We start from the raw sequence: 24,150 nt of genomic DNA, 5'->3' as shown, positions 1-24,150 counted from the left end.
GCGGGACCGTCCACGGCATGGATGCCGTGGCCGAGCCCCCAAGGACGGGTTTACGGCGTGTCCCGCCATCTGTACCCGTCCCGCCCAACTCACAACAACCCAGAGCCGCTTTGGCTTCGGCTTTGGCTTCTGCAGTAGCTTCTGCCCGCCGCAGGCGGACCACCGCGCCTCAGCGCGGCGCCTCCACATCCAGCCCGATCGGGCAGCTCACCCCGGTGCCGCCGATCCCGCAGTAGCCGTTCGGGTTCTTCGCCAGGTACTGCTGGTGATAGTCCTCGGCGTAGTAGTACTCCGGCGCCGGGAACACGATCTCAGTGGTGATCGGGCCATAGCCGGCCGCGTCCAGCTGCGCCTGGTAGGCCTCGCGGCTGGCCAGCGCAGCGGCGTACTGCGTTTCGTCGGTGGCATGGATCGCCGAACGGTACTGGGTGCCGGTGTCGTTGCCCTGGCGCATGCCCTGGGTCGGGTCGTGGCTTTCCCAGAACAGCTGCAGCAGCCGTTCCAGGCTCACCACCTTCGGATCGAACACCACCTGCACCACTTCGGTGTGGCCGGTCAGGCCGGAGCAGACTTCTTCATAGGTGGGATTCGGCGTGACGCCGCCGGCATAGCCGACCGACGTGCTGTACACGCCCGGCTCCGACCAGAATTTGCGCTCGGCTCCCCAGAAGCAGCCAAGCGCGAAACGGATCTGCTGCAGGCCGGCAAAGCGGTCCTTCAGCGGGTGACTGTTCACGAAGTGCTGGTTGCTGTGCAGCGGCAGTGGCTGATCACGCCCTGGCAGCGCCTCTTCCGGGCGCGGCAGGCGCTGCTTGAAGGCGCCGATGCCCAAGATGCCCTGTCCGATTCCCAACATGATGCGCTCCTACGCCGGAAGGCCGGCAATGTCGTCTGCATCGGAAATGGGGGCGTCGGCGGCGTGGCCCAAGTCCAGGCCGGCGACGATGCCTTCAGCCTCGGCCTGCGCGGCGTCGGGGATGCCGACCCTCAATACACCGAACAGCGGCAGCTCGCCCATGCCCCCCAGCAGCTGCTCGCCGAACACGAAGGCAGGAATGCCGGCGTCTTCCAGCGCGTGCTTCACCAGGTGGGCGTCGAACAGATTGTCGGCCTTGTACACGATGTGCATGGGGCGGCTCCACGGGAGAGGCCTCCAGCATACGCCCGGGCGCTGAATGCCGCCGCTGCGCTCGCCGGGCATGGCCCGGCGCTACCCCCTTGCGCCCGCTGCACTTGCCGGCCGGGCCCCCTGCGCCCGGTAGCGCGGGCGCAACCCCGGCAGCCCTTCCCCTTACGCGCTAGACTGTTGGTCTTTCTGCCCTTTTTCGCCCAGCCTCATGTCCGAGCACACCCCCGCCAGCCCCGAGACCCCCGCCGACAGCCACGAAAAGCGCGATTTCATCCGCCAGATCGTGCGCGAGGACCTGGCCAGCGGAAAGCACCAGGCGATCAAGACCCGGTTTCCGCCGGAGCCGAACGGCTACCTGCACATCGGCCATGCCAAGTCGATCTGCCTGAACTTCGGCATTGCCGGCGAGTTCAGCGGCGTATGCAACCTGCGCTTCGACGACACCAATCCGGCCAAGGAAGACCCGGAGTACGTGGCCGCCATCCAGGATGATGTCCGTTGGCTGGGGTTCGAGTGGAACGAACTGCGCCACGCCTCCGATTACTTCCAGGCCTACTATCTCGCCGCCGAGAAGCTGATCGAGCAGGGCAAGGCCTATGTGTGTGACCTGTCGGCCGAGGAAGTGCGTGCCTACCGTGGCACCCTGACCGAGCCGGGCCGTCCCTCGCCGTGGCGCGACCGCAGTGTCGAGGAGAACCTCGACCTGTTCCGCCGCATGCGTGCCGGTGAATTCCCGGACGGTGCGCGCACCCTGCGCGCGAAGATCGACATGGCCAGCGGCAACATCAACCTGCGCGATCCGGCGCTGTACCGCATCAAGCATGTCGAGCACCAGAACACGGGCAATGCGTGGCCGATCTACCCGATGTACGACTTCGCGCATGCGCTGGGCGATTCGATCGAGGGCATCACCCACTCGCTGTGCACCCTGGAATTCGAGGACCATCGCCCGCTCTACGACTGGTGCGTGGACAACGTCGATTTCGCCCATGACGACGCACTGACCCAGCCGCTGGTCGATGCCGGCCTGCCGCGCGAAGCCGCCAAGCCGCGCCAGATCGAATTCTCGCGCCTGAACATCAACTACACGGTGATGAGCAAGCGCAAGCTGATGGCGCTGGTCACCGAGCAGCTGGTGGACGGCTGGGAGGACCCGCGCATGCCGACCCTGCAGGGACTGCGTCGCCGCGGCTACACCCCGGCGGCAATGCGCCTGTTCGCCGAACGCGTGGGCATCAGCAAGCAGAACTCGCTGATCGACTTCAGCGTGCTGGAAGGCGCGCTGCGCGAAGACCTCGACGGCGCCGCACCGCGCCGCATGGCCGTGGTCGACCCGCTCAAGCTGGTGCTGACCAACCTGCCCGAAGGCCATGAAGAACAGCTCACCTTCAGCAACCATCCGAAGGACGAGAGCTTCGGCAGCCGTCAGGTGCCGTTCGCGCGCGAGGTCTGGATCGACCGCGAGGACTTCGCCGAAGTACCGCCGAAGGGCTGGAAGCGCTTGGTGCCGGGCGGCGAAGTGCGCCTGCGTGGTGCGGGCATCATCCGCTGCGATGAGGTGATCAAGGATGCCGACGGCACCATCACCGAGCTGCGCGGCTGGCTGGATCCGGAGTCGCGCCCCGGCATGGAAGGGGCCAACCGCAAGGTCAAGGGCACCATCCACTGGGTCAGCGCCGTGCACGGCGTCCCGGCCGAGATCCGCCTGTACGACCGGCTGTTCTCGGTGCCGAACCCGGACGACGAGTCGGAAGGCAGGACCTACCGCGACTACCTCAATCCGGAATCGCGCCGCACCGTCTCCGGCTATGTCGAGCCGGCCGCGGCCAGCGCCGCGCCGGAGCAGTCGTTCCAGTTCGAGCGCACCGGCTACTTCGTTGCCGACCGCCGCGACCACACCGAAGCCAAGCCGGTGTTCAACCGCAGCGTGACGCTGCGCGATACCTGGTCGGCCTGAAGACCTGCGCGGGCGCCGACACGGCGCCCGCACGCCCGCGACGATGATCACCGCCCTGTCCGCCCTGCTCTGGTTCATCTCGCAGCATCCGCTGCTGACCTTCTTTGCAGCAATGGGGCTGGCCGCGCTGGTCTCGTGGTGGCGGCGTTCACCGGTCTACGCCATCGTGGTGTTTCCGCTGGCGATGCTCAACATCTTCCTCGGCAGCTTCCTCAACGCCACTTTCCTCAATGCCGTGGGCGAGCGCGGTGAAGCGGTGATCGTGAAGGCCGAGGAAACCAATTCCACGCTCAACGAACAGTACATCTGGCGCTACGAAGCGGTGCTGCGCACCGCCGAGGGTCGCGACGTGGAGGTGGTGTTCCACACCAACACCGCCTCGCTGTGGCCGCTGGAGAACGCGATCCGCATCCCGGCTCAGGACCAGCCGTTCGTGGTGAAGTACACGCCGGGCTTTCCGCGCAACTTCGTCATCCTCACCACCGAATCACCGCACGGCATCGCCCAGGCCCGTGCCAGCGCGCGCGAGCGGGTGGAGGTCGCCGCACGCAAGCTGCACTTCAGCCCGGGCAACGCCGATTTCCGCGCGGACTATCGCCGCGAACTGGATACCTGGCTGCGTGATCATGGCAACGATCCGCAGCAGCAGTCCGACGCACGGCGATATCGCGCAGAACGCGAAGCACTCGATCACTAGCACCAGGCCCGGCCTGGATGCTCCACCCGATCCATCCACAGGCCTGACATGACCACGACGTCCACCGCCCTCCTCCCGCTGCTGCAGCAGGTCCTGCAGGACGCTGGCATCGCCAGCCGCGTCGACGGCGGCGCGCTGCTGCTGGACAGCGGCCTGCGCCTGACCCCGCATGCGATGGCGGCACACGCGCGCGACAACGGTGGCTGGCAGACCTCCACGGTCATCGAGGCGCAGCACCCCACCCTGTTCGCCGATGGCCTGTTCGAGTACCAGCACGCCAACGGCGCCGATGAGCAGGCCTCGCTGCTGTCCGGCTTCCAGGCCTGGGTGCGGGTGGACCTGGCCACCCTGCAGACCGCAGTGGGCGCCGACGACGCGCAGGGCCTGCCGATGATGGGCCTGACCTATCCAGCAGGTGATGACGGCAAGGAACACGGGCGCACCGTCGTGCTGGGGCCGCTGGCCCACTACCGCGCGCAGGAGGTGGAGGTCGCCACATGCAGTGAGGACGACCACGGTTCCTGCCCCTGCTGCCTGTTCACCAGGAGCATGGACGCCTTCGACGAGCTGCTGAAAGCGCGCCAGTTCCTTGCCATCCGCCTGTTCGCCTCGCGCGATGCCGATGGCCTGTGCGAGGCCGATTGCCGGGTCAATGGCCACGACTTCGCCCCTGCCCTGCCATTGCTGCGCGCGTATGCCGCCAGTTGGCCGCAGGCCGGGCTGGAGTTCCGCAAGCAGTACGTGGTGATCCGCACCGGCTCACCCGGCTGACGCGCCCACACCCGGTACAGGCCGGTGCGGCTACACTGCGCGCCGGTTTCCCAAGCAACCGCACTTTTCCCATCCCACACGAGGCACCCCCGCGATGCTGTATGCGCAAGTCCACCTGACCCTTCCCGCCTGGATCCACGACCAGATCGACCTGGATCGTCGATATCCGGGCGATGAGGCCAAGGTCGCGCTGGCCATCGAGCTGTCGCGCCAGAACGTCGAGCACGCCAGCGGCGGCCCGTTCGGGGCCGTGGTGTTCGGCCCGGACGACAAGGTGATCGCCGCCGGCGTGAACCGGGTGATGCCGCATGCCACCTCGTTGGCACATGCCGAGAACATGGCCTACATGCTGGCCCAGCAGCGCCTGCAGACGCCGCGCCTGAATGCCGTACTGTCGCCGGTCACCCTGGCCACCAGCTCGCAGCCGTGCTGCCAGTGTTACGGCGCTACGGTGTGGGCCGGCATCGATCGCCTGCTGATCGGCGCCAGTGCCGCCGATGTGGAGGAACTGACCCCGTTCGACGAAGGCCCGCTGCCGGCCGACTGGGTGGGCGAGCTCAACAAGCGCGGCATCGAGGTGGTGCAGGGCCTGAACCGCGACGCCGCACGCAGCGTGCTGCGCGCCTATGGGGAAAGCGATGGCGCCCGTTACTGAAACCGGCATCGGCCTGCTGTGCCTGTGCCGCCAGGGCTTCGAGCCGGAGCTGGCCGGCGAGCTGCAGTTCCGTGCCGGTGAAGCAGGCTTCGCGGGCTACGCACGTACCCAGCGCAATGACGGCTATGTGTTGTTCATGTGCGACGAAGCGGCCGCGTTGGCACCGCGGTTGCCGTGGCGCGGCCTGATCTTCGCGCGGCAGAAGCTGGTGGTGCTGGCTGAACTGCCGCAGCTGGATCCGGCCGATCGCATCACGCCGATGCTGGAGGTGCTGGCCGATGCGCCACGCTTTGGTGATCTGTGGGTCGAACATCCGGATTCGGATGCCGGCAAGCCGCTGTCCGGGCTTGCCCGTGCGTTCGGCAACGCGTTGCGCCCGGCGCTGCGCAAGGCCGGCAAGCTCAGCGACAAGCCCAATGCACGGCTGCCACGCCTGCACGTGGTGTTCGTCGACGGCACCCACGCCTTCATCTGCGTGGCCGACCCCGCCGACAGCGCACCGTGGGCACTGGGCATTCCGCGCCTGAAACTGCTGCCGGAGGCCCCCTCGCGTTCGGCGCTGAAGCTGGACGAAGCCCTGCTGACGCTGCTGGCGCCGGAAGAACGCGAGGCACTGGTGAAACCCGGCATGCGCGCGGCCGACCTGGGGGCGGCACCGGGCGGCTGGACCTGGGTGTTGACCCGCCAGCACATGCAGGTGCTGAGCATCGACAACGGCCCCCTGCGCCAGCACGTACTGGATACCGGCCTGGTCGAGCACCTGCGCGCGGATGGCTTCCATTGGCACCCGGAGCAGCCGCTGGACTGGATGGTGTGCGACATGGTCGAGCAACCGCGTCGCGTTGCCGAACGCATGGCCACCTGGTTCCGCGAAGGCTGGTGCAGGCATGCCATCTTCAATCTGAAACTGCCGATGAAGAAGCGCTGGGACGAGACCCGGCTGTGCCTGGACCTGTTCCAGGAGCAGGCTGGCACCTCGCTGGAAGTGCGTGCCAAGCAGCTCTATCACGACCGCGAAGAGATCACCGTGCTGGCGTCGCCGATGCGGTGATGCGCGGCAGGGTCATCGCCCGCACAGGATGCCGCGGGTACGCTTCCGTCAACGCCTGCCAGGAGTCCGTCATGTACCGTCCGCGTTTGCCCGTGCTGCTGGCTGTCCTGCTGGCCACGTCACCCGTGCTGGCGCAGCAGCTGCCGCCCACACCCGCGCAGAGCCAACCGCTGGGTCCGACCGGCGGAGCCATCCGCCAGCAGCCCTTGAATGCCGGACGGGTCACCGGCAGCGTCGATATCCCGATGCCCGCAGGGGAGGCCCAGGTCACGGTGCGCTCGGTTGAACCCAGCAGCGTGACCGGCCAGTACCGCATCCACTTTGCCGCGCTGGATACCGACGGTGATGGCTTCATCAGCCGTGCGGAGGCCCAGGCCAATCCTGCACTGGCCGATGAGTTCACCGCGCTGGACAGCAAGCGCCGCGGCAAGCTGGATCGTGCCGACCTGGCCGGCTGGCTGATTGATTGATCCGGTTCACGGATCCCGCCGGGCATGGCCCGGCGCTACCGGCGGATCAACCGCCAAACGGGGTCGTCACACGCCGGCGGCGCGCTTCCAGAACGCCTGAACCAGTGGCGGCCACTTGCCGACGCAGCCCAGCGCGCGGCCACGGGCCAGGGTCAGGTGCATCTCGTCGTTGGAGAACAGGCGGTTGATCGCATCGAAACTGTAGGCGGCCACCTGGTTGTCGCTGCGCCGCTCGCGGGCCCAACGCTGCAGGCGCTGTGGCGACAGGCGCGGCTGGCCACGGCGCTCGGCTGAAGGCGCCAGCCATTGCCGCAGGGCAGCGACATCCCGCAGCCCCAGGTTCACGCCCTGCCCGGCCAGGGGATGCACCACATGCGCGGCGTCGCCGAGTGCGAGCACGCGGCCGGCCACATAGTGGCGGGCCAGCTGGCGGCGCAGCGGGAACGCGGCGCGCGGCGACACCAGGCGCAGTTCGCCCAGCCGTGCGGCGAAGGCGCGGGTCAGTTCGCGATTGAATGCCTCCTCCTCCAGCGCCAGCACGCGCACCGCCTCTTCGTCAGGCAAGGTCCACACGATCGAGCTGCGGCGCTCGGCCACCGGCAGCAGCGCCAGCGGACCGGTCGGCAGGAAACGCTGCCAGGCCGTAGCCTGGTTGGGCAGCTCGCTGTCGACGTAGGCCACCACGCCACGTTGGTGATAGTCGTGGCGCACCACGTCGATGCCCGCCAGCTCGCGCAGCGTCGACTCGGCACCATCGGCGGCCACGGCGAGGGCCGCTTCCAGCCTGCGTCCGTCATCCAGGCGCAGTCGCACCCCCTCCTCGTCCTGCTCCAGCGCCTCCACCCGTGCCGGGCAATGCAGCTGCACCCCGGCCGCCGGCAGTGCCGCCCACAGGCGATCCTGCAACAGCCCGTTCTCGACGATGAAGCCCAGCTCGCGACGCCCCAGGCGGTCGGCGTCGAACAGCAGGTCCTCGCCTCCCGCGGCATCCCATACCTGCATGCGGCGATACGGCCAGGCCCGCGCCTGTACGATCGCAGGCCACACGCCGAGACGGTCCAGCAGCTGCACGTTGTCAGCCGCGAAGGCGAACACGCGCAGGTCCGGCTGCGATGCCTGCCAGGGCGCGGGCTCACGGCCCTCCACCAGGGCGACGGCCAGCCCCGCATCGGCCAGCGCCAGTGCACACGCGGCACCGACCACGCCGCCTCCCACGATGACCACGTCCAGGCGCGCGCGGCGGTTCATGCGGCTTCTCCGCGGCACAGTCGCGGCACGACGCCACGGAAACCCATCGCCCCGCCGACCAGCATCGACTGCACCGAACCGCGCTGCGCGGCCACCAGGCCGAGACTGCGCAACGGGCGCATCAACGGCGCAGGATTGCTGGTCAGGCGCGCCAGTCCTCCGGAGAACGCCACCGTCTGCTGGCGATCCTCTTCCCGACGGGCCACATACGCACGCAGCAGCGCATCACTGCCGGCATCGCCTGCATCGTCTTCCAGCAGTTCGGCCAGGGTCAGCGCATCGCGCAGGCCCAGGTTGAAGCCTTGCGCGCCCAACGGATGGATGGTCTGTGCGGCATTGCCGAGCAGCACCGCGCGCTCGCCTGCCAGGGCGCGCGCCAGCACCTGGATCAGCGGGTAGGCACTGCGCGGACCCGACTCCAGCAGACGCCCGGCACGCCAGCCGATGGCATGCTGCAGGCGCTGCAGCCACGCTGCGTCGTCCAGCGCCATCACCGCGTCGGCGTCTTCGCGCGCCACCCCATGCACCGTGCCGAAATGGCGGTCGCCACGCGGCAGCAGGGCCGTCGGGCCGGTATCGGTGAAGCGCTCCCAAGCCGTGCCGTCGGGCGCGCGCTGGCTGCGCACGCGGGCCACGAACAGGGTCTGCTGGAAATCGTGGCGGTCGACCTCGATGCCCAGCGCCTCCCGCACCGCACTGGCCGTGCCATCGGCACCGACCACCAGCCGTGCCAGCAGCGTGCGCTCGCCGGCGTCGTCGGCCACATGCACCTGGCGACAGCCCTCCACCACCCCGCCCAGGCCGAGGAAACGCATCGGCCGGTAACGCCGCAGCCGCGGCAGTTCCTGAAGGCGTGCCTCAAGCGCATGACCGAAGTCACGTGCGACCACCACCTGGCCGAACCACGGCCGGTTGTAATCGGCCGCATCGAGCTGCACCCGGCCAAAGTCACCGGCGCGGCTGACATGGATGCGACGGATCGGTCCCGGCGCCATCGCCAGCTTCTGCATCACCCCCAGCGCGGTCAGCGCGTTGACGGTGGCGGCGGCGAAACTGAGGTTGCGCTGGTCGAACACCGCCGGCAGTCCACCGGCAGGGCTGGCCTCGATCAGGCCCACGTCGCGGCCCAGGCGGTCCAGGGCGATGGCGAGGCTGGCACCCACCAGTCCGCCGCCGACGATCAGCACGTCATGTCGTTCACTCATGGCGTTCATGATACGCGCTCGCCCCGGCTGTACACCGAACGCGACGCTGCCTGCGCCAACCCGCGCGGCGGGCTAGAATGAAAGCTGAATCCGCTCCGGGCCCGCCGCCATGTCCGACACCGCCAATCGTGCCTTCGTCCTGTCCGTGCTCGTGCTGTTGCTGGCGGCGACCCGGGTCAACCACTTCGCGGCGATCCCCGATGCCTCCTGGGCGGTGTTCTTCATCGGCGGTTTCTACCTGGCGCGCTGGACGCGCTGGGCCTTTCCGCTGCTGATGCTGTTTGCGGTGCTGGTCGACTGGATCGTGATCCGCAGCGCGGGGCTGGATTTCTGGCAGCACTACTGTGTGTCGCCCGGCTACTGGCTGCTGCTGCCGGCGTACTTCTCGCTGTGGGCCGGCGGCATGCTGCTGGGCCACAACTACCGCGGCGCGCGCTGGCCGGTGCTGGCCAAGGGTGCGCTCCTGCTGGTGGCCTCGGTGGCGCTGTGCCACCTGCTTGCGCAGGGGGGCTTCTACTGGACCACCCGCAACGTTGCCGAGCCGACGCTGGCGGGCTGGGCGCAGAACTACGCACAGTGGTTCGGCCCCTACCTGCGGACCACGGCGATCTACGTGGCGCTGGCCGCCGCCCTGCAACTGGCCGTGGAGCAGGTGCTCAAGCTCCAGCAGGCCCGTCGCGACATCCGGCACTGAGCTGCGCCATGGGCCATCGCCTCTCGCGCATCTACACCCGCACCGGTGACGATGGCAGCACCGGACTGGGCGATGGCCAGCGCGTAGCCAAGGACGATGCCCGCGTCGCCTCCTACGGCACCGTCGACGAAGCCAACGCGGCGCTGGGCCTGCTGCTGGCCGCACCGCTTCCGGACGACGTGCGCGCGCTGGTGGTCCATCTGCAGCACCAGCTGTTCGACCTGGGCGCCGAGCTGTGCATCCCCGGCCATGCCGCGATCCATGCCGCCGATGTCTCGGCACTGGAACAGCAGCTGGACCACTACAACGCCACGCTGCCGATGCTGAAGGAGTTCATCCTGCCCGCCGGTGGCGAAGCCGCCGCACGCTGCCACCTGGCACGGACCATTGTCCGCCGCGCCGAGCGCGAGACGGTGACGCTGTCCCGCCATGAGAACGTGCGCAGCGAAGCGCTGCAGTATCTCAACCGGCTGTCGGACCTGCTGTTCGTGCTGGCCCGGGTGCTGGCCCGCGCCGATGGGCAGGGCGAGGCGCTCTGGCAGCCCCAGCACCGGCAGGGCTGAGTCCGTACGATGCTGGTCTTCACCCATCCGTCCTGCCTGCTGCACGATCCCGGTCCGGGCCATCCCGAATGCCCGCAACGGCTGCAGGGCGTGCTCGACGCCCTGCGCGGCGCATTCCCCGGCCAGCTGGACTGGCGCGAGGCCCCACCCGCCAAGTTCGGCGAGTTGAGCCGGGTCCACGACAGCGCCCTGCTCGACTTCGTGCTGCAACCGCAGACCGTGCCCCTGCGCCAGCTGGACATGGACACCTGGACCTCGCCCGGCTCGGCCAGCGCGGCGGTGCATGCTGCCGGTGCCGGTGTGGCCGCGGTGGATGCGGTGATGCTGGGCGCGGACCCGCTGGCGTTCTGCGCGGTGCGCCCGCCGGGTCACCATGCCACCAGCAGCACGGCCATGGGCTTCTGCCTGCTCAACAACATCGCCATCGCCGCAGCCTACGCGCGCGACCGCCACGGGCTGGAGCGGATCGCGGTGGTCGACTTCGACGTCCACCATGGCAACGGCACCCAGGACATCTTCCAGCACGACGCACGGGTGTCGTATTACAGCACCCACCAGGCCGGCCTGTTCCCCAACTCCGGCCTGCGCCGTGACCGTGGCGCGGGCAATCTGATGAACATCCTGCTGCCGCCGGGCAGTGGCGGATTCCGCTTCCGCAATGTCTGGGCCGACGAGATGCTGCCGGCCATCGACGACTTCCGCCCGCAGCTGATGCTGATCTCGGCAGGCTTCGACGCCCATCTGCGCGACCCGCAGGCGGATCTGATGCTGGAGACCGAGGATTTCGCCTGGATCACCCGCGAACTGCATGCGCTGGCGCGTCGCCATGCGGCCGGCCGGGTGGTGTCGATGCTGGAGGGCGGCTACGACCTGCAGGCCCTGGCCGAATGCAGCGTGGCCCACGTGCAGGCCCTGATGTCGCCGGCGGCGTCCCCCCCGGCTGGATGAACCCGAACCGGTGCGACCGGGCCGCCTTCATTGCCCCTATGCAAGGGATGGGGCAAGCTACCGTCCGTTTTCGCCCGAATCCGAACCGCGTGCGCCGAGCCCTCCGCCTGCTTCCCCTGCCTCTGAGCATCGCCGTCTGCCTGCCGGCGATGGCCGATGATAAGCCGCTCAACTGGGGCCTGTGCCCGGCAACCGACGTCATTCCCGCGTTCACCGACGCCCCGACCCCGGTTCCGGGCCAGGACAAGGCCGCCGCCAGCGCCGCGCGCGAGCAGCAGCCGACCGATATCGAGGGCGATCAGCTGCTGGGTACCACCACGGTGCCGCAGTACGAGGGCAACGTCGCCCTGCGTCGCGGCGACCAGTTCGTCGGCACCGACAAGCTCAGCTTCGACACCGAGTCCGGCAACTACATCGCCGATGGCAATGTCCGCTACCAGGACGCGTCGATCCGCATGGTCGCCAAGCGCGCCGAGGGCAACCAGGAAAGCGACACCCACAAGATCACCGACATCCAGTACCAGCTGGTGTCCCGCCGTGGCAACGGCGACGCCGAATCGGTCGACCTGCAGGGCGCGGTCGGGCAGATGCACCGCTCCACCTACACCACCTGCGACCCGTCGCAGCCGGTGTGGAAGCTGTCGGCGCCGCAGATCGAAGTGGACAACGACGAGGGCTTCGGCACGGCGCGCAATGCCGTGCTGCGCATCGGCAAGGTGCCGGTGCTGTGGGCACCGTACTTCAAGTTCCCGATCGACGACCGGCGCAAGACCGGCCTGCTGTTCCCGCAGCTGGGCATGTCCGGGCGCAACGGGTTCGACTACACCCAGCCGATCTACCTGAACCTGGCACCGAACTACGACGACACGCTGATGCCGCGCTACATGAGCCGGCGCGGCCTGATGCTCGACAACGAGTTCCGCTACCTCTACAACGGCGGCCGCGGCGAACTGCTGACCGCCTACATCCCCAACGACAAGCTGCGCGACCGCGATCGCGGCCGTGTCATGTTCAGCGGCTACCACAACGTGGACAGCCACTGGCAGGCACGTGCCAACCTGGCCTGGGTCAGCGACGAGCGCTACGTCGAGGACTTCGCCAACCGCCTGGTGGGCGTGACCGCTTCGAACCTGCAGAGCACCGTTGGCCTGTACGGCACCGGCCAGAACTGGACGGCCGGAATCATGGCCGACCGCTGGCAGCTGACCGACTACACGCTCAACGAGAGCGCGCTGGCCTACAACCGCCAGCCGCGCCTGTACTTCAACTGGGACAAGCCGGTCCTGTCGTGGCTGGAAACCGGCGTGTACGCCGAAGCCGTGCGCTTCACCCATGAAGACATCAACTTCAAGTACGGCCCCGAGGCCGGACCGGACCTCGAGTACACCCGTACCGGCCAGACCCAGCGGATGTACGGCGGCGCACGCCTGGACCTGAAACCCTATGTGTCGCTGCCGTTCAGCGGTGCGGCCTGGTACGTGACCCCGACCCTGGCCTACCGCTACACCGCCTACGACCTGGACCGGCAGCTGGCCGACAGCATCCGCCGCAACGTGCTGGTTTCGCAGGGCGTTGATCCGGCCACCGCTACCCCCGAGCAGCTGCGCGGCAACACCTCCCCCAGCCGCAGCCTGCCGATCGGCAGCATCGATGCCGGCCTGTTCTTCGACCGCGAGACCACCATCGGCGGCCGCTCGTTCCTGCACACCCTGGAACCGCGCCTGTTCTACCTGCGCACGCCCTACCGCAACCAGGACGAGCTGCCGATCTTCGATACCCGCGACTTCACCTTCAGCTGGGGCCAGCTGTTCCGCGACTCGCGCTATACCGGCGCCGACCGCCAGAACGACGCCAACCAGCTGACCATGGCGCTGGGCACCCGCTTCATCGACCAGACCACCGGCCGCGAGCGGTTCTCGGCGGCCATCGGCCAGATCCAGTACTTCGACGAATCGCGGGTGACCGCCGTGCCGGGTGGCCCGCCGGTGGAAAAGGGCAAGTCGGCCTGGATCGCCGATGCCAACTACATGGTCAACGACCGCTGGACCCTCAGCGCGACCTACCAGTGGGACCCCAAATACAAGCGTGAGGACCTGGCCAGCTTCCGCGCCCGTTACCTGATGCCCAACGATGGCGTGGTCAACCTGACCTACCGCCACCGCATCAACCCGGACGGCACCGACCTGCTGAAGCAGGCCGACCTGTCGTTCCTGTACCCGCTGAACCCCCGCTGGAGCCTGGTCGGCCGCTACTACTACTCGCTGGAAGACAAGAAGCCGCTGGAAATCATCGGTGGCGTCCAGTGGGACAGCTGCTGCCTGGCCGTGCGCGCGGTGGCCCGCCGCTACGTGCGCAACCGCGAGGGCGAGCTGAACAATTCCATCCAGCTGGAGTTCGTGCTGAAGGGCCTCAGCTCCCTGGGCCAGGACACGGACCGCACCCTGCGCCGTGCTATCCTCGGCTACAACCGCGACGACCTCTATCTCGTGCCCCCCAGCAATACCGGGACGACCCGGGACGACTACGATCCGAATCTGATCCCATGACCAAGCGCTTCCCCGTTCTTCTCGCCTCGCTGCTGGCGGTGTCCAGCGTGTCCGCCCCCCTGCAGGTACTTGCCCAGGAGGCGCAGCCGCTGGACCGCATCGCCGCTGTCGTCGATGAGGACGTGATCCTGCAGAGCGAACTCCAGCGCGCCATCGCCAACATCAAGGCGCAGTACGCCGGCCGCGAGGCCCAGCTGCCGCCGGATGACGTACTCAGCCGGCAGGTGCTCGAGCGCCTGGTGCTGGTCAAGCTGCAGGTGGCCCGTGCGCAGGGCAGCGGCATCCGCGTCAGCGACCAGGAGCTGAACCAGGCGATGAATGCCATCGCCCAGCAGAATGGTTCCAATCTGGACGCGCTGCGCCAGCGCCTGGCAAGTGACGGCATCGATTTCAACGACTTCCGCGCCTCGGTGCGTGACGAGATCACCGTGCAGCGCCTGCGCCAGAGCTTCGCGCAGAGCCGCATCAGCGTCAGCGAGGGCGAAGTCGATGCCGCGTTGAAGCAGCAGGCCACCGCCGGCAACCAGTACCACCTGGCGCACATCCTGATCGCCCTGCCCGACGGCGCCAATGCCGAGCAGATCGCCACCGGCCAGAAGAAGGCCGACGGCGTGAAGGCCCTGCTGGACAAGGGTGAGCTGGACTTCAATGCCGCCGCCGTACGTTACTCGGACAGCCCCAATGCACTGGAAGGCGGCGACCTGGGCTGGCGCAGCATGGACGAGATCCCGGCCGCGTTCGCGCAGCTGATGGAAAAGATGAATGCCGGTGACGTGGTTGGCCCGATCCGTGGTCCGAGCGGCTTCCAGCTGCTGAAGCTGGTGGAAGTGCGCGATTCCAGCGCCGCCGCCGGCACCCATACCGTCACCGAGTTCCACGGCCGCCACATCCTGGTGCGCGTGGACGACAACCAGACCGATGCGGCCGCCAAGGCCAAGATCGACACCCTGCGTGCCCGCATTGCCGGCGGCGCCGACTTCCAGACGGTGGCCAGGGAGTCGTCCGAGGACAACAACAGCAAGGGCCAGGGCGGCGATCTGGGCTGGTTCCCGGCCGATGCGTTCGGTCCGGCCTTCGGCCAGCAGGTCCAGAGCGTGCAGGACGGCGGTGTCAGCCAGCCGTTCCGCACCGACGCCGGTTGGCACATCGTGCAGCGCGTGGCGACCCGCCAGACCGACGTGACCAACGACAACCAGCGTGCGCAGGTCCGCGAGACCATCGGCCGCCGCAAGCTGGAAGACGAATACAACCGTTTCCTGCAGGAGCTGCGTGGCGAAGCCTACGTCAGCTTCCGCAGCGGTGACCGCGCGGAAAACACCGCGACGCCGCCGCAGTCCTGACCGATGCGTCCCGAGCTCGCTCTGGTACCGGGCGAGCCCGCCGGGATCGGCCCGGAGCTGTGCATCCGCCTGATCCAGCAGCCGCGCGATGATTGCCGGCTGCTGGCTTTCGCCGACCCGGATACCCTGCGCGCAGCCGCCGCCGCGCTGGACCTGCCCCTGCAACTGCTGCCCGAGAAGGCGGAAGCCCGCTTCCCGGGCGACCTGCGTCTGCGCGTCGTGGCCAATGCCGTCCCGAGCCGCTTCGGCCACGCCGATCCGGCCAATGCCGGCGCGGTCATCGGCGCCCTGCTCGGCGCCGGCCAGGCCTGCCTGTCGGGCGAGCTGCACGGCGTGGTCACCGGCCCGGTGCACAAGGCGGTCATCAACGAGGGCGGCATCGCCTACAGCGGCACCACCGAACTGCTGGCCGACCAGGCCGGGGTGAAGGTGGTGATGATGCTGGCCAATCACATCGTGCGCGTGGCCCTGGCCACCACCCACCTGCCGCTGCGTGAGGTCGCCGATGCGATCACCGCACCCGGCCTGGAGCACACCCTGCGCACCGTGCACGCCGCGCTGCGCCGCGAGTTCGGGCTGGCATCGCCGCGCATCGCCGTGCTCGGCCTGAACCCGCACGCCGGTGAAGACGGTCACCTCGGCCGCGAGGAACTGGATCTGGTCATCCCACTGCTGCAGCGCCTGCGCGCTGAAGGCATGGATCTGGTCGGGCCGCTGCCGGCCGACACCGCGTTCCTGCCAGGCAAGCTGGCAGGTTTCGATACGGTCCTGGCCATGTACCACGACCAGGGCCTGCCGGTGCTGAAGTACTCCGGCTTCGAGCAGGCCGTGAACCTGACCCTGGGCCTGCCCTACCCGCGCGTCGCTGTCGATCACGGTACCGCGCTGGACCTGGCCGGCCGCGGCATTGCCGATCCATCCAGCCTGCAGGCGGCAACGACGCTGTGTGCGCAGCTTGCGCGGCAACGTACACTGAGCGCATGAATTCCCCGCATTCCCCCTCCGGCCCGGTGTTCACCGCCCCGGCCAAGAAGCAGCTTGGCCAGCATTTCCTGGCCGATCGCCACTACATCGACAAGATCGTGATGGCGGTCAATCCCAAGGACGGTGACCGCCTGGTCGAGATCGGCCCCGGCCAGGGAGCGATCACGCTGCCGCTGCTGCGCGTGCATCCGTCACTGACGGTGATCGAGTTCGACCGCGACCTGATCGCGCCGCTGACCGCTGCCGCCGAGCCGCTGGGCGAGCTGACCATCGTCCACCGCGACGTGCTGCGCGTGGACTTCACCGAACTGGCGGCCGGACAGCCGATCCGTCTGGTCGGCAACCTGCCGTACAACATCTCCTCGCCTATCCTGTTCCATGCGCTCGAGCATGCCGCCGTGGTCCGCGACATGCACTTCATGCTGCAGAAGGAAGTGGTCGACCGCATGGCAGCCGGCCCCGGCAGCAAGGTCTACGGCCGCCTCAGCGTGATGCTGCAGGCCTACTGCACCGTCACCTCGCTGTTCGTGGTGCCGCCGGGTGCGTTCCGGCCACCGCCGAAGGTCGATTCGGCCGTGGTGCGGCTGGTGCCGCATGATCCGGCCACGGTCGGCATCCGTGACCACGCCCGCTTCGCCGAAGTGGTCAAGGCCGCCTTCGGCCAGCGCCGCAAGACCCTGCGCAACGCGCTGAACAACGTGGTGTCGGCCGACCAGTTCGCTGCTGCCGGCGTGCGCCCCGATGCCCGTGCCGAACAGCTGGACGTGGCCGAATTCATCGCCCTGGCCAATGCCTCCTGATTACACTGCCGGTATGGAAGACGCTGACGTTTACGCCATTTCCGTCGAGGTCGCACCGCGATTCCTCGATGACCAGTCCGTGCCGGAAGACGGCCGCTATGCGTTCGCCTATACGATCCGCATCCACAACCAGGGCCGGGTGGCCGCGCGGCTGGTCGCGCGCCACTGGCGCATCACCGATGCCAACGGCCGCGTCGAGCACGTCGATGGCGAAGGCGTGATCGGTGAGCAGCCGCGGCTGCGTCCCGGTGAAGACTTCCACTACACGTCCGGTGTCATGCTGGCGACCGATCACGGAACCATGCAGGGCCACTACGACATGGTCGCCGATGACGGCACCGAATTCGCCGCGCCGGTCGCACCGTTCGTGCTGGCCATCCCACGTACCCTGCACTGACACGGAGGCCGGACGATGAGTGTGTGGGCGATCGGCGACCTGCAGGGCTGCTATGACGTGACCCAGCGACTGCTGGAGAAGCTCCGCTTCGACCCCGCGCAGGACACCCTGTGGTTCTGCGGCGACCTGGTCAACCGCGGTGGTCAATCCCTGGAAACGCTGCGGCTGGTGCATTCGCTGCGCGAGCACAGCGTGGTCGTGCTGGGCAATCATGACCTTTCGCTGCTGGCGGTCGGTGCACGCACCGAGGAAGAGCAGCGCAAGGTCAATCCGGACCTGCTGCGCATCGTGCAGGCCGAGGACCGCGACGAACTTCTGGACTGGCTGCGCCTGCAGAAGCTGGTGCATGTGGACCGCGAGATGGGCTGGATGATGGTGCACGCCGGCCTTGCGCCGAAATGGACCACGCAGATGGCCGAAAAGCATGCGGCCGAAGTCGAAGTGCAACTGCACGGCGCGGGCTACCGCAAGCTGTTCCGCAACATGTATGGCGACAAGCCAAGCTGGGCACCGAACCTGTCCGGCTACGACCGTTCGCGGGCGATCATCAACGTGCTCACCCGCATGCGCTACTGCACTCCGCGCGGGCGCATCGGCATCGAGGACAAGGGCACGCCCGGCACGCAGGAACAGGGACTGTATCCGTGGTTTGAAGTGCCCGGCCGGGTCGAGCGCGACCTGAAGGTCGTATGCGGCCACTGGTCGGCGCTGGGCCTGACCATCACCCAGGGCGTGCACGCCATCGACACCGGCGCGGTGTGGGGCGGCAAGCTGACCGCGATCCAGCTCGATACCGATGAGCTGCGCGTGGTGCAGGTGCCCGGCCGCGATGTGCCTGCCCCGGTTCCGAATGCCCGGCCGCCGGCGCGACCGGCCCACGAGCGGTCTACCGCTGCGGCACAGGGCAAGGAACAGGGCGGCGGAAACACCGCTGCCAACCCGGGCAACCGCGGCCCACGTCGCCGCCGTCGGCGCGGTGGTGGTGGTGGTGGCGGTACGGGTGGCGGCAACAGCACCAGCACACCGCCGCAGGCATGACCGCGCGCGGTCGGGCACCATGGACGGTGCTGCTGCTGACGCTGGCCCTGGCCAGCGGCTGCCAGCCCGGTCCGGCCCCGGTTCCCTCCGGCGGCGAAAACGCCGGCCACGCACCATCGCAACCGCAGGCATCTTCGCCGCCGCTGGTGACCGCGGCGCGCGCACAGATCGGCGTCACCACCCGCTACGACCCGGCCTATCGGGTGCTGGCCTATCCCGGCGGGGACGTCCCGATTGATCGCGGTGTGTGTACCGACGTGGTGGTGCGCGCCCTGCGCGATCTGGGACTGGATCTGCAGGCGCGCGTGCATGAAGACATGCGCAGCAGTTTCGGCGCCTATCCCGCGATATGGGGCCTGTCACGGCCGGATCGCAACATCGATCATCGCCGCGTACCGAACCTGATGCGCTGGTTCGAGCGGCAGGGTTGGCAGCAGCCCATCACGGCCCTCGCCGCCGATTACGCGGCAGGCGACATCGTCGCCTGGAAGCTCAATGGCAACGGCCTGCTGCACGTGGGCATCGTCTCCGACCGGCAGCTGGCCGACGGGACACCGCTGGTACTGCACAACATCGCGCGCGGGACCCGGGAAGAGAACCTGCTGTTCCAGCACGCCATCATCGGGCATTACCGGATGCCGTAAACGATCCTGTAGCCTTGAGGAACGAGGCCGAGCATGGCTCGGCTCTACAGGTGCGGCGATCAGCGGCGCACGTAATGCACGAAGCGGAACGCGTAGGCGTGGCGTTCGTCGGCCGGATGCGGCTCACTGCTTGTTTCCCGCCACAGCTGCGGGTCCACCTCCGGGAAATGGGTGTCGGCCGGCACTTCGGCATCGACCCAGGTCAGGTACAGGTCACTGGCCTGGTCCAGCAGCTGGCGGAAGATCTCGCCGCCTCCGATGACACACAGCTCACCGGCACCCTCGCCTTCAGCGATCGCCTTCGCTTCGTCCAGCGAGCCCACCGCGCGCATGCCCTCGAACGGCACCTGGCCGCTGCGGGTCAGCACCAGGTTGGTCCGCGCCGGCAGAACGCGGCCGATCGACTCGGCCGTCCTGCGCCCCATCAGGATCGGCTTGCCCAGGGTGAGCGCCTTGAAGTGCTTGAAGTCATCCGGCAGGTGCCAGGGCATGGCATTGCCCTGGCCGATGCCACGGTTGCGATCCAGCGCCACGATCATCGAAAGCTTCAATGCTGCGACCTCCTCAGTTGGCATCGATCTGCAGGCGTTCGCAGGCAGCGTTCGCTGCACTGGCGGCCTGCAACGCCGCAGCCAGCGCAGGGCTGGACGTGGACTGCTCGTCCAGGCCACCCAGGATCTTCTGCTTCTGCGCCTCTTCGATATCCTTCAGGCCCGGTCCTGACAGGATCTCTGCCGACAGCGCGGCGGTATCGGTGCTGGCACGACGTGCCAGAAACGCCTGCAACTGGTCGCTGGAATAGACGTTGGCAAGCTGCTGCTCGAGCGTGCGCTGATAGGCCGGATCCTCAATACCGGCCTTCAGGTGGTCGGTCATTGCCGTGTACATGCCCGTTACCGCCTCACGCATCTGCGCCCGGCATCCTTCCGGGACATCCGGGGGCATCATGGTGCTGCCGTTGAATGCCCCGGCGAACGCATGCACTTCCTCGCGCATGTGCGTGTGCACGATCTGCTCATTGACCTGCCTGGCCAACGACAGCGCATCGGCCGGTCCGGCCTGCACCATGGCCAGCGGCAGCATGCCGCACAGCGCCAGCAGGCTCCCGGAAATCAGGCGGATACTCATACCGCCACCGGCGCCTTGATCGCCGGATGCGGGTCGTAGCCGTCGATGCGGATGTCGTCGAACTGGAAACCGAACAGGTCGGTCACGTCCGGGTTCAACCACAGCTTCGGCAGCGCTCGCGGCGAGCGCGAGAGCTGCTCGCGGGCCTGCTCGAAATGGTTGGAGTACAGGTGCGCATCGCCCAGCGTATGCACGAAGTCGCCCACGCCCAGGCCGGTGGCCTGCGCAACCATGTGGGTCAGCAGCGCATAGCTGGCGATGTTGAACGGCACGCCGAGGAAGATGTCGCCGCTGCGCTGGTACAACTGGCAACTGAGCCTGCCATCGGCCACGTAGAACTGGAACAGGTTGTGGCAGGGCATCAGCGCCATCTGCGAGAGCTCGCCCACGTTCCAGGCGCTGACCACCAGCCGCCGCGAATCGGGATTGCGCCTGATCTCGTCCACCAGCCACTGCATCTGGTCGATCTCGCGACCATCGGCGGTGGCCCAGCTGCGCCACTGCTTGCCGTACACCGGGCCAAGATCACCGTTGCCGTCGGCCCATTCGTCCCAGATCCTTACCTGGTTGTCCTTCAGGTAGCCGATGTTGGTATCGCCTTTCAGGAACCACAGCAGCTCGTGGATGATCGAGCGCAGGTGCAGTTTCTTGGTGGTGACCAGCGGGAAACCTTCGTTGAGGTCGAAGCGCATCTGCCAGCCGAACACGCTGCGGGTGCCGGTACCGGTGCGGTCGCTCTTCTCCGTCCCGTGCTCCAGCACGTGCGAGAGCAGGTCCAGGTAGGCCTTCATGCCTTGCCCTCCACCGCCAGCGGCTGCGGCTGCAGTACCGGTGCGCGGCGCGACATCGCCAGCAGCACCAGGCCCAGCGCGATCAGCGGCAGGCTGAGGATCTGGCCGCGGGTGAGCCAGTCGAACGCTACGTAGATGCCGTTGTCGGGCATGCGCACGAATTCCACCGCGAAGCGGAAGACACCGTACATCAGCGCGAACAGCCCCCCCACCAGATAGCGATGGCGTGGCTTGGCCGACACCGCCCACAGCACCACGAACATCACCAGCCCCTCGAGGAAGGCTTCATACAGCTGCGAGGGGTGGCGTGCGTACTGGTTCAGCGCGCCGGTCGCGAACTGCGCCTGCAGGGTCGCGTGGTCAAGCTGGTTCAGCGGCGCCGGCAGGCCGGACGGAAACACCACGCCCCAGCTGCCGTCGGTGTACTTGCCCCACAGCTCTGCGCCGATGAAGTTGCCGATGCGGCCAAAACCCAGGCCCAGCGGCACCAGCGGCGCCATGAAGTCCATGGTGTCGAAGAAGTGCAGCCTGTGCTTGCGCGACCACCACCAGCAGGCGCCGAGCACGCCCAGCAGGCCACCGTGGAAGCTCATGCCGCCGTCCCATACCTTGAACAGCAGCAGCGGGTTGTGCAGGAAATCGCCCAGCGCGTAGAACAGCATGTAACCGATGCGCCCGCCCAGCACGACGCCCAGCATGGCGTAGAACAACAGGTCGGAGAATCCGTTGGCATCGACGCCGGGCAGGCGCCCGGCGGCGATCCGGCGACGACCGAGCAGCCAGGCGGCGGTGAAACCCAGCAGGTACATGATGCCGTACCAATGCACCTTGATCGGCCCCAGCGAGAGGGCGATGGGGTCGATGTCGTGGAAATAGATCATGGAAGACGCCTGGCAGGAGTACGGGTATTTTAGCGCCCCGACCCGGCCCGGGACCGGGGCTCAGCCCAGGATCTGCGGCGCATTCGGGAGCGCGTCATCCTCCGACCGCGTCGAGGCCGGAAAGTGCCCTTCCACCAGGCTGGACACTTCGTCGATCGCATCGCGCAGCGCATCCACCGGACTGGCGCCGCGCAGGCCTTCGCGCAGGTGGGTGCACACCCGCTGCCACTGCGCCGCGCTGACCCGGTCGCTCAGGCCCCGGTCGGCGACGATCTCGATGGCATGGTCGGCCAACAGCAGGTAGATCAGTACGCCGTTGTTGTGCCGGGTATCCCAGGTGCGCAGGTGGGCGAACGCCTGCTCCGCCGCCTGGCGCGGCGTGATTCCGCGCCAGACCGCGTGCAGCGGCAGGTCGGCTTCGACAGCGAACATCACCTGGCCGCCGTGGCGCTGCTCACCGGCAGCGATGGCCGCGGTGATCGCCTGCAGCGTCGCGGGGGGAAACGCCCGTCGTACCGAGGGCGAGAACAGATGACGGCAAAGACGACGGATCATCACCAACCTCCCGAAGCACCACCGCCGCCGGAACGGCCACCGCCGCCACCCCAGCCGCCACCGCCGCCACCGCCGCCGAAACCACCGCCGCCCCCGAACCCGCCCCCACCGCCCCAGCTGCCGCCGCCCCAGCCACTGCCGCCGGCAAAGCGGCCGGGATGGCCGGACAGCATCGCCACCACCAGCCCGACAACGCCGGCCAGGCCACTGGCCAGCAGGGTGGAGGTGAACAGGAAGGCAGCAACCGCCGCACCCGCACCTCCGAGCAGCCCGCGCACCGGCCGCGGCACCCGCGAGAACACGCCCCGCAGCACCGTGCCTGCGAACACGCCGATGAACAACGCCAGGATCCAGGTATCGCCACCGCCGTCGGCCTCCCGCCCGCGCTGGCCACTGACCGGCGCCGGCAGCGACTCGCCGTCGATCAGCCCGACCAGTACGGCGGTGGCATCGGTGATGCCGCCGGCGTAGTCGCCACTGCGGAAGCGTGGCACCAGGTATTCCTGGATGACGCGGTTGGCGATCGCATCGGGAATCGCACCCTCCAGGCCGTAGCCCGGCTCGATGCGCACGCGCCGGTCCTCCTTGGCCACCACCAGCAGCACACCGTCATCGACCCCTTTGCGTCCGATCTGCCACTGGTCGAACACGCGGGTGGTGTACTGGGCGATGTCCTCGGGCTGGGTGGTGGGCACCACCAGCACCTGCAGCTGGCTGCCCTTGCGCTGCTGCAGGTCCAATGCCTGCTGCACCAGCGCCTGCTTCTGCGCGGCATCCAGCGTGCCGGTGGTGTCGACCACCGGCGAATCCAGCGCCGGAATCGGCGCCAGCTGCTGCGCCAGCGCCGCCAGCGGCAGCCACAGCAGCAGGGCCAACAGCGCAGTGGCCAGGCGCATCGGTCAGTGGCCCGGCTGCGGTGCCGGCTGCTGCTGCGGCGCGTTGCCGAAATCGACGGTCGGTGCGTTGGAGATCTGCGCTTCGTTGTCCACGGTGAAGTTCGGCTTGGTCTTGTAGCCGAACAGCTTGGCGGTGATCACCTGCGGGAACGAGCGGATGTAGGTGTTGTAGTCCTGCACCTGCTGGATGTAGCGGCCACGGGCGACGGTGATGCGGTTCTCGGTGCCTTCCAGCTGGGCCTGCAGGTCACGGAAGTTCTGGTCGGACTTGAGCACCGGGTAGTTCTCGGTGACGACCAGCAGGCGCGACAGCGCGCTACCCAGTTCGCCCTGGGCCTGCTGGAACTGCTTGAGCGAGGCTTCGTCATCGGCGTTGACGTTGATCTGGCCGACACGCGAGCGGGCGTTGGTGACTTCGGTCAGCACGCGCTCTTCCTGGCTGGCGAAGCCCTTCACGGTCTGCACCAGGTTGGGCACCAGGTCGGCGCGGCGCTTGTACTGGTTGAGCACTTCGGACCAGCTGGCCTTGACCGCTTCATCCTTCTGCTGGATCGCGTTGTAGCCGCAGCCGGACAGCAGGGAGGCCAGCAGCATCAGGGGCAGGACACGGGTGAACAGGCGCATGGCGAAGGTTCCGGGTGGGCTTGGCGCCGAGCATGCCATGGTTCGGGTGAAAGACCGGCCATCGGGCGCCGCCCCCTCCGCGGTGGCCATGCTCATGGATCGCCTGAGTAGTCCGGGCGGGTGGGCATGGCGGGGGAC

Annotated in this window: 26 protein-coding genes and 1 pseudogene; 16 read left to right on the top strand and 11 right to left on the bottom strand. The window is 68.2% G+C overall.

The window, feature by feature from the left end; translation table 11 throughout:
* Positions 1–169: 169 nt before the first annotated feature.
* On the bottom strand, positions 170–835 hold the full coding sequence (gene msrA / locus N5J29_RS18535) for a peptide-methionine (S)-S-oxide reductase MsrA (protein WP_053519160.1): 666 nt from the start codon (positions 833–835) through the stop codon (positions 170–172).
* Positions 836–865: 30 nt separating this feature from the next.
* Positions 866–1,129 carry a DUF2007 domain-containing protein gene (locus tag N5J29_RS18530; RefSeq protein ID WP_164153069.1) on the bottom strand — a complete coding sequence of 88 codons (264 nt, stop codon included), beginning with the start codon at positions 1,127–1,129 and terminating at the stop codon, positions 866–868.
* Between the two features lie 208 nt (positions 1,130–1,337).
* Here N5J29_RS18530 and N5J29_RS18525 point away from each other — a divergent pair, with 208 nt between their 5' ends.
* The 6 genes from N5J29_RS18525 (at position 1,338) to N5J29_RS18500 (ending at position 6,730) form a co-directional block, all read left to right on the top strand.
* On the top strand, positions 1,338–3,086 hold the full coding sequence (locus N5J29_RS18525; RefSeq protein WP_164153070.1) for a glutamine--tRNA ligase/YqeY domain fusion protein: 1,749 nt from the start codon (positions 1,338–1,340) through the stop codon (positions 3,084–3,086).
* Positions 3,087–3,129: 43 nt separating this feature from the next.
* A complete protein-coding gene (locus N5J29_RS18520) occupies positions 3,130–3,783 on the top strand; it encodes a hypothetical protein (RefSeq protein WP_065182847.1) in 654 nt (217 codons plus the stop codon).
* 48 nt (positions 3,784–3,831) lie between these two features.
* Positions 3,832–4,554 (top strand): DUF6348 family protein, encoded by a 723-nt coding sequence (locus N5J29_RS18515; RefSeq protein WP_164153071.1) that lies wholly within the window; start codon positions 3,832–3,834, stop codon positions 4,552–4,554.
* Between the two features lie 94 nt (positions 4,555–4,648).
* Positions 4,649–5,209, top strand: a complete 561-nt coding sequence (locus tag N5J29_RS18510) for a nucleoside deaminase (RefSeq protein ID WP_065176235.1) — start codon at positions 4,649–4,651, stop codon at positions 5,207–5,209.
* Positions 5,193–6,260 carry a 23S rRNA (cytidine(2498)-2'-O)-methyltransferase RlmM gene (gene rlmM / locus N5J29_RS18505; RefSeq protein WP_065176234.1) on the top strand — a complete coding sequence of 356 codons (1,068 nt, stop codon included), beginning with the start codon at positions 5,193–5,195 and terminating at the stop codon, positions 6,258–6,260. The genes N5J29_RS18510 and rlmM overlap by 17 nt, the downstream gene beginning before the upstream one ends.
* 71 nt (positions 6,261–6,331) lie before the next feature.
* Positions 6,332–6,730: a hypothetical protein gene (locus N5J29_RS18500; RefSeq protein ID WP_053519666.1), complete on the top strand. Its 399-nt coding sequence runs from the start codon at positions 6,332–6,334 to the stop codon at positions 6,728–6,730.
* Between the two features lie 66 nt (positions 6,731–6,796).
* Here N5J29_RS18500 and N5J29_RS18495 read toward each other — a convergent pair whose 3' ends face one another.
* On the bottom strand, positions 6,797–7,978 hold the full coding sequence (locus N5J29_RS18495; RefSeq protein WP_065176233.1) for a UbiH/UbiF family hydroxylase: 1,182 nt from the start codon (positions 7,976–7,978) through the stop codon (positions 6,797–6,799).
* On the bottom strand, positions 7,975–9,183 hold the full coding sequence (gene ubiH, locus N5J29_RS18490) for a 2-octaprenyl-6-methoxyphenyl hydroxylase (protein ID WP_065176232.1): 1,209 nt from the start codon (positions 9,181–9,183) through the stop codon (positions 7,975–7,977). The genes N5J29_RS18495 and ubiH overlap by 4 nt, the downstream gene beginning before the upstream one ends.
* Positions 9,184–9,292: 109 nt before the next feature.
* Between ubiH and N5J29_RS18485 the strand changes: the two genes are divergently transcribed.
* The 10 genes and pseudogenes from N5J29_RS18485 to N5J29_RS18440 all read left to right on the top strand — a co-directional run bounded on the left by N5J29_RS18485 (position 9,293) and on the right by N5J29_RS18440 (position 19,137).
* Positions 9,293–9,877 (top strand): hypothetical protein, encoded by a 585-nt coding sequence (locus N5J29_RS18485; RefSeq protein ID WP_053519669.1) that lies wholly within the window; start codon positions 9,293–9,295, stop codon positions 9,875–9,877.
* A gap of 8 nt (positions 9,878–9,885) precedes the next feature.
* Positions 9,886–10,440: a cob(I)yrinic acid a,c-diamide adenosyltransferase gene (locus N5J29_RS18480; RefSeq protein WP_065176231.1), complete on the top strand. Its 555-nt coding sequence runs from the start codon at positions 9,886–9,888 to the stop codon at positions 10,438–10,440.
* 9 nt (positions 10,441–10,449) lie between these two features.
* Positions 10,450–11,388 carry a histone deacetylase family protein gene (locus tag N5J29_RS18475; protein WP_065176230.1) on the top strand — a complete coding sequence of 313 codons (939 nt, stop codon included), beginning with the start codon at positions 10,450–10,452 and terminating at the stop codon, positions 11,386–11,388.
* An 89-nt stretch (positions 11,389–11,477) separates the two neighbouring features.
* Positions 11,478–13,934 (top strand): LPS-assembly protein LptD, encoded by a 2,457-nt coding sequence (gene lptD, locus N5J29_RS18470; protein ID WP_080375337.1) that lies wholly within the window; start codon positions 11,478–11,480, stop codon positions 13,932–13,934.
* A pseudogene (locus N5J29_RS18465) lies at positions 13,931–15,259 on the top strand (peptidylprolyl isomerase); the annotation flags it as partial. The gene lptD and the pseudogene N5J29_RS18465, both read left to right, overlap by 4 nt.
* Positions 15,260–15,277: 18 nt before the next feature.
* Entirely contained in the window at positions 15,278–16,258 is a 981-nt protein-coding gene (gene pdxA, locus N5J29_RS18460; RefSeq protein WP_164153072.1) for a 4-hydroxythreonine-4-phosphate dehydrogenase PdxA, read from the top strand.
* Positions 16,255–17,058 carry a 16S rRNA (adenine(1518)-N(6)/adenine(1519)-N(6))-dimethyltransferase RsmA gene (gene rsmA, locus N5J29_RS18455; protein WP_164153073.1) on the top strand — a complete coding sequence of 268 codons (804 nt, stop codon included), beginning with the start codon at positions 16,255–16,257 and terminating at the stop codon, positions 17,056–17,058. The genes pdxA and rsmA overlap by 4 nt, the downstream gene beginning before the upstream one ends.
* Before the next feature lie 13 nt (positions 17,059–17,071).
* Entirely contained in the window at positions 17,072–17,455 is a 384-nt protein-coding gene (gene apaG / locus N5J29_RS18450; protein WP_053519676.1) for a Co2+/Mg2+ efflux protein ApaG, read from the top strand.
* A 15-nt stretch (positions 17,456–17,470) separates the two neighbouring features.
* Entirely contained in the window at positions 17,471–18,493 is a 1,023-nt protein-coding gene (locus N5J29_RS18445; RefSeq protein ID WP_164153074.1) for a symmetrical bis(5'-nucleosyl)-tetraphosphatase, read from the top strand.
* Positions 18,490–19,137 carry a DUF1287 domain-containing protein gene (locus N5J29_RS18440; protein ID WP_164153075.1) on the top strand — a complete coding sequence of 216 codons (648 nt, stop codon included), beginning with the start codon at positions 18,490–18,492 and terminating at the stop codon, positions 19,135–19,137. Before N5J29_RS18445 ends, N5J29_RS18440 begins: the two co-directional genes overlap by 4 nt.
* A gap of 59 nt (positions 19,138–19,196) precedes the next feature.
* On the opposite strand, the gene N5J29_RS18435 is transcribed toward N5J29_RS18440, so the two are convergent.
* The 7 genes from N5J29_RS18435 to N5J29_RS18405 are packed head-to-tail and all read right to left on the bottom strand — an operon-like array spanning position 19,197 to position 24,012.
* Positions 19,197–19,688, bottom strand: a complete 492-nt coding sequence (locus N5J29_RS18435) for a dihydrofolate reductase (RefSeq protein ID WP_164153076.1) — start codon at positions 19,686–19,688, stop codon at positions 19,197–19,199.
* Between the two features lie 13 nt (positions 19,689–19,701).
* The gene (locus tag N5J29_RS18430) at positions 19,702–20,265 is read right to left on the bottom strand and encodes a hypothetical protein (protein ID WP_239519830.1); all 564 of its coding nucleotides are present in this window, start codon (positions 20,263–20,265) and stop codon (positions 19,702–19,704) included.
* Positions 20,262–21,056, bottom strand: a complete 795-nt coding sequence (locus tag N5J29_RS18425) for a thymidylate synthase (protein WP_164153077.1) — start codon at positions 21,054–21,056, stop codon at positions 20,262–20,264. Before N5J29_RS18425 ends, N5J29_RS18430 begins: the two co-directional genes overlap by 4 nt.
* Complete coding sequence (gene lgt / locus N5J29_RS18420) at positions 21,053–21,937, bottom strand: prolipoprotein diacylglyceryl transferase (protein ID WP_065182837.1); 885 nt, start codon at positions 21,935–21,937, stop codon at positions 21,053–21,055. Before lgt ends, N5J29_RS18425 begins: the two co-directional genes overlap by 4 nt.
* 60 nt (positions 21,938–21,997) lie before the next feature.
* A complete protein-coding gene (locus N5J29_RS18415) occupies positions 21,998–22,492 on the bottom strand; it encodes a TPM domain-containing protein (RefSeq protein ID WP_065182836.1) in 495 nt (164 codons plus the stop codon).
* Entirely contained in the window at positions 22,492–23,388 is an 897-nt protein-coding gene (locus N5J29_RS18410) for a TPM domain-containing protein (protein ID WP_197624279.1), read from the bottom strand. The genes N5J29_RS18415 and N5J29_RS18410 overlap by 1 nt, the downstream gene beginning before the upstream one ends.
* 3 nt (positions 23,389–23,391) lie before the next feature.
* Complete coding sequence (locus tag N5J29_RS18405; RefSeq protein ID WP_065182786.1) at positions 23,392–24,012, bottom strand: LemA family protein; 621 nt, start codon at positions 24,010–24,012, stop codon at positions 23,392–23,394.
* Positions 24,013–24,150: the final 138 nt, after the last annotated feature.

Origin of the sequence: Stenotrophomonas sp. GD03680 (genome assembly GCF_029844625.1) — a bacterium.
Lineage (GTDB): Bacteria > Pseudomonadota > Gammaproteobacteria > Xanthomonadales > Xanthomonadaceae > Stenotrophomonas > Stenotrophomonas maltophilia_P.
Note: the sequence above shows the minus strand (reverse complement) of the source record. Positions and strands in the feature narration are given on the sequence as shown.

Excerpts from the sequence above, each read along its gene's own strand:
- N5J29_RS18530 (WP_164153069.1), bottom strand. The coding sequence starts at position 1,129 with ATGCACATCGTGTACAAGGCCGACAATCTGTTCGACGCCCACCTGGTG.
- N5J29_RS18525 (WP_164153070.1), top strand. The coding sequence starts at position 1,338 with ATGTCCGAGCACACCCCCGCCAGCCCCGAGACCCCCGCCGACAGCCAC.
- N5J29_RS18520 (WP_065182847.1), top strand. The coding sequence starts at position 3,130 with ATGATCACCGCCCTGTCCGCCCTGCTCTGGTTCATCTCGCAGCATCCG.
- N5J29_RS18515 (WP_164153071.1), top strand. The coding sequence starts at position 3,832 with ATGACCACGACGTCCACCGCCCTCCTCCCGCTGCTGCAGCAGGTCCTG.
- N5J29_RS18510 (WP_065176235.1), top strand. The coding sequence starts at position 4,649 with ATGCTGTATGCGCAAGTCCACCTGACCCTTCCCGCCTGGATCCACGAC.
- rlmM (WP_065176234.1), top strand. The coding sequence starts at position 5,193 with ATGGCGCCCGTTACTGAAACCGGCATCGGCCTGCTGTGCCTGTGCCGC.
- N5J29_RS18500 (WP_053519666.1), top strand. The coding sequence starts at position 6,332 with ATGTACCGTCCGCGTTTGCCCGTGCTGCTGGCTGTCCTGCTGGCCACG.
- N5J29_RS18495 (WP_065176233.1), bottom strand. The coding sequence starts at position 7,978 with ATGAACCGCCGCGCGCGCCTGGACGTGGTCATCGTGGGAGGCGGCGTG.
- ubiH (WP_065176232.1), bottom strand. The coding sequence starts at position 9,183 with ATGAGTGAACGACATGACGTGCTGATCGTCGGCGGCGGACTGGTGGGT.
- N5J29_RS18485 (WP_053519669.1), top strand. The coding sequence starts at position 9,293 with ATGTCCGACACCGCCAATCGTGCCTTCGTCCTGTCCGTGCTCGTGCTG.
- N5J29_RS18480 (WP_065176231.1), top strand. The coding sequence starts at position 9,886 with ATGGGCCATCGCCTCTCGCGCATCTACACCCGCACCGGTGACGATGGC.
- N5J29_RS18475 (WP_065176230.1), top strand. The coding sequence starts at position 10,450 with ATGCTGGTCTTCACCCATCCGTCCTGCCTGCTGCACGATCCCGGTCCG.
- pdxA (WP_164153072.1), top strand. The coding sequence starts at position 15,278 with ATGCGTCCCGAGCTCGCTCTGGTACCGGGCGAGCCCGCCGGGATCGGC.
- rsmA (WP_164153073.1), top strand. The coding sequence starts at position 16,255 with ATGAATTCCCCGCATTCCCCCTCCGGCCCGGTGTTCACCGCCCCGGCC.
- apaG (WP_053519676.1), top strand. The coding sequence starts at position 17,072 with ATGGAAGACGCTGACGTTTACGCCATTTCCGTCGAGGTCGCACCGCGA.
- N5J29_RS18445 (WP_164153074.1), top strand. The coding sequence starts at position 17,471 with ATGAGTGTGTGGGCGATCGGCGACCTGCAGGGCTGCTATGACGTGACC.
- N5J29_RS18440 (WP_164153075.1), top strand. The coding sequence starts at position 18,490 with ATGACCGCGCGCGGTCGGGCACCATGGACGGTGCTGCTGCTGACGCTG.
- N5J29_RS18430 (WP_239519830.1), bottom strand. The coding sequence starts at position 20,265 with ATGAGTATCCGCCTGATTTCCGGGAGCCTGCTGGCGCTGTGCGGCATG.
- N5J29_RS18425 (WP_164153077.1), bottom strand. The coding sequence starts at position 21,056 with ATGAAGGCCTACCTGGACCTGCTCTCGCACGTGCTGGAGCACGGGACG.
- lgt (WP_065182837.1), bottom strand. The coding sequence starts at position 21,937 with ATGATCTATTTCCACGACATCGACCCCATCGCCCTCTCGCTGGGGCCG.
- N5J29_RS18415 (WP_065182836.1), bottom strand. The coding sequence starts at position 22,492 with ATGATCCGTCGTCTTTGCCGTCATCTGTTCTCGCCCTCGGTACGACGG.
- N5J29_RS18410 (WP_197624279.1), bottom strand. The coding sequence starts at position 23,388 with ATGCGCCTGGCCACTGCGCTGTTGGCCCTGCTGCTGTGGCTGCCGCTG.
- N5J29_RS18405 (WP_065182786.1), bottom strand. The coding sequence starts at position 24,012 with ATGCGCCTGTTCACCCGTGTCCTGCCCCTGATGCTGCTGGCCTCCCTG.